The 2,989-nt window shown below is 67.7% G+C and carries 2 protein-coding genes; both read left to right on the top strand.

Annotation, left to right across the window (positions count from 1 at the left end; genetic code table 11):
• Window positions 1–201 precede the first annotated feature (201 nt).
• Window positions 202–2,250: an ATP-dependent DNA helicase gene (locus DBR20_RS13550; protein WP_108266543.1), complete on the top strand. Its 2,049-nt coding sequence runs from the start codon at window positions 202–204 to the stop codon at window positions 2,248–2,250.
• A 9-nt stretch (window positions 2,251–2,259) separates the two neighbouring features.
• The gene (gene tsaB / locus DBR20_RS13545) at window positions 2,260–2,973 is read left to right on the top strand and encodes a tRNA (adenosine(37)-N6)-threonylcarbamoyltransferase complex dimerization subunit type 1 TsaB (RefSeq protein ID WP_108266542.1); all 714 of its coding nucleotides are present in this window, start codon (window positions 2,260–2,262) and stop codon (window positions 2,971–2,973) included.
• The last annotated feature ends 16 nt before the right edge of the window (window positions 2,974–2,989 follow it).

The following is a 2,989-nucleotide window of genomic DNA, read 5'->3' as shown; positions in this document are numbered from 1 at the left end:
GGGTTGCGGGGTGTCCGCGGCATGGATGCCGCGGCCAAGCCCCCATGGATGGGTTCACGGCGTCCCCGCAAACCCCCAGCCCCCCGCCAACCCGCAACAGCAACCCAGAGCCATGAACGCAAGCCGTTGCTGTTGCTTTTGCCTGTGCTCCGGCTTGAAACGGGTGCCGGGCAGCGCCCGGCCGGGTATCCTTTCCACCTGATGTCCGACCTTGTCCATGCCAGCCGCGAAGCCCTCAGCGAAGGCGGCGCGCTCGCCTCCCATCTGGATGCATTCGTCCCGCGTCCTGCGCAGCTGCGCCTGACCGAGGCCATTGCCGCGTCGATGCAGCAGCGCGACCTGCTGCTCGCCGAAGCCGGTACCGGCACCGGCAAGACCTTTGCTTATCTGGTACCGGTGCTGCTGTCCGGAATGCGTACCATCATTTCCACCGGTACCCGCGCGCTGCAGGACCAGCTCTATCACCGTGACCTGCCGCGCGTGCGCCAGGCGCTGGGCGTCGGACTGCGCAGCGCGTTGTTGAAGGGACGCAGCAACTACCTGTGCCGCTATCGCCTGCAGCAGGCACGCGGTGAGCCGCGTTTTTCCAGCCCCGAACAGGCGGCACAGTTCCAGCGCATCCTGGCCTGGTCCGGGCGCTCGGATTCGGGCGATATCGCTGAACTCGATGGTCTGGCCGATGACTCGCCGCTGCTGCCGATGGTCACCTCCACCGTCGACAACTGCCTGGGCAACGAGTGTCCCTTCTGGGATGACTGTTTCGTCGTGCGTGCCCGCCAGCGTGCTCAGGCCGCCGACCTGGTCGTGGTCAACCACCACCTGTTGCTCGCCGATCTCGCGCTGAAGCAGGAGGGCTTCGGTGAGCTGTTGCCCGGTGCGCAGGCCTTCGTCATCGACGAGGCCCATCAGTTGCCCGAGCTGGCCGCGCAGTTCTTCGGCGAGGGCTTCGGCATGCGCCCCTGGCAGGAACTGGGCCGAGACTGTCTGGTTGAAGCACGCGGCGTGGGGGGCGCGCAGTCGACATTGCAGGAACCGGTCGATCATCTGCAGCAGGCCTTGGCTGCGCTGCGTGCTGCGATGGAAGGCTTGCCCGCGCGCGGTACACAGTGGCGGGCGTTGGCGATGCCGCAGGTACGCGAGGGTTTCGATGCGGTGATGTCCAGCCTGGTGGTGCTGGAGCAGGCATTGCAACCGTTGCGCGAAGCCGCTGCCGGCCTGGATGCCTGCCATGCGCGCGCGCGCGAGGCGATCTCGCGGCTGGGCCGTTGGCTGGGTGATGAAGAACCCGCGCTTGATTTCGATGCCGATCCTGCCGAAGCGACCGCCGCCGCCGGCGACGTGCTCTGGTACGAGTTGACCCCGCGCGGTTTCCGCTGCCAGCGCACGCCGATGGATGTGTCCGCGCCGCTGCGCGAACATCGCGAGCGCAGCCATGCCGCATGGATTTTCACCTCGGCCACGCTGACCGTTGGCGGCGGTTTCGAGCACATCGCCACGCGCCTGGGCCTGGACGATCCACAGACGCTGGTACAGCCCAGTCCGTTCAATTGGCCCGAGCAGGCACTGTGTTACCTGCCTGAAGGTTTGCCCGATCCGGCCGCACGCGGTTTCGGAACCGCACTGATCCAGGTGCTGCGCCCGGTGCTGCAGGCGTCGCAGGGCAGGGCGTTCCTGTTGTTCGCTTCGCATCGTGCACTGCGCGAAGCAGCCGAGGCGTTGCGTGATGGACCCTGGCCGCTGTTCGTGCAGGGCGAAGCGCCGCGCGCGACACTGCTGCAGCGTTTCCGTGAATCCGGCAATGGCGTGCTGCTGGGCTCGGCCAGCTTCCGTGAGGGCGTGGATGTGGTTGGCGAGGCATTGAGCGTGGTGGTGATCGACAAGCTGCCCTTCGCCACGCCCGATGATCCGGTGTATGAGGCGCGGCTGGAGGCAATACGTACCCAGGGCGGCAATCCGTTCCGCGACGAGCAGTTGCCGCAGGCGGTCATTGCCCTGAAGCAGGGTGTTGGCCGCCTGATCCGAAGCGAGACCGACCGCGGCGTGCTGGTGCTGTGTGACCCGCGCCTGCTCAACCGTGGATACGGCAAGGTCTTCCTGCAGTCGCTGCCGCCGTTCCGGCGAACCCGGGCACTGGCCGATGTGCAGGCCTTCTTTGCGCCACAATGGGGCCCCGTGGCAGATGCCGCAGCCCCGACCGCCGCCGTGGCGGGCCCGGAGCCGGCCCCCGGTGCCACGTTCCCCCTGTTCTGACCCGATCCGATGAAACTGCTTGCCTTTGAAACCGCCACCGAAGCCTGTTCCGTAGCCCTGCATGTCGATGGGCAGGTACTGGAACGCTTCGAGATCGCCCCCCGTCGGCATGCCGAACTGAGCCTGCCGTGGGCGGAGGAGCTGCTGGCCGAGGCCGGCATCAGCCGCCGCCAGCTGGACGGCATCGCACTCAGTCGTGGTCCCGGTGCGTTCACCGGCGTGCGCCTGGCGATCGCCCTGGCACAGGGCATCGCGCTGGCGCTGGATCGCCCGTTGCTGCCGGTGTCGACGCTGCAGGTGCTGGCACTGCGCGCGCCGATGGAAGAGAAGCAGATCCTGTCGGCGATCGATGCGCGGATGGGCGAGTTGTACGTGGCACGCTTTGAACGCGTGGATGGACTGCCGGTGGCGCGTGATGCCGAGCGCGTGTGCGTACCGACGGCGGTGTCGTTGCCGGAAGACGCATCCGTCTACGGCGTCGGCACCGGTTTTGGTGCGGCTGAGGGCGCGCTGGTCGCGCAGCTGGGTGCGGGTCTGCGCCGCTTCGATGCGACGGCGCTGCCGCATGCAGCAGATGTGCTGGCACTGGCGGTGCCGGCGTTCGCACGCGGCGAAGGCATTGCTGCGGAGAAGGTCGAGCCGGCGTACCTGCGTGACAACGTGGCGCTGACGCTGGTCGAGCAGCAGGCTGCGCGGGCCGCGAAGGCAAAGGCCAACGGCTGAGCCCCTTGTGGTTGGG

It is taken from the genome of Stenotrophomonas sp. HMWF023 (assembly GCF_003060985.1).
In the GTDB taxonomy this organism is placed as follows: Bacteria; Pseudomonadota; Gammaproteobacteria; order Xanthomonadales; family Xanthomonadaceae; genus Stenotrophomonas; species Stenotrophomonas lactitubi.
This window is presented reverse-complemented; position numbering and strand designations above follow the sequence as displayed.

Excerpts from the sequence above, each read along its gene's own strand:
- DBR20_RS13550 (WP_108266543.1), top strand. The coding sequence starts at position 202 with ATGTCCGACCTTGTCCATGCCAGCCGCGAAGCCCTCAGCGAAGGCGGC.
- tsaB (WP_108266542.1), top strand. The coding sequence starts at position 2,260 with ATGAAACTGCTTGCCTTTGAAACCGCCACCGAAGCCTGTTCCGTAGCC.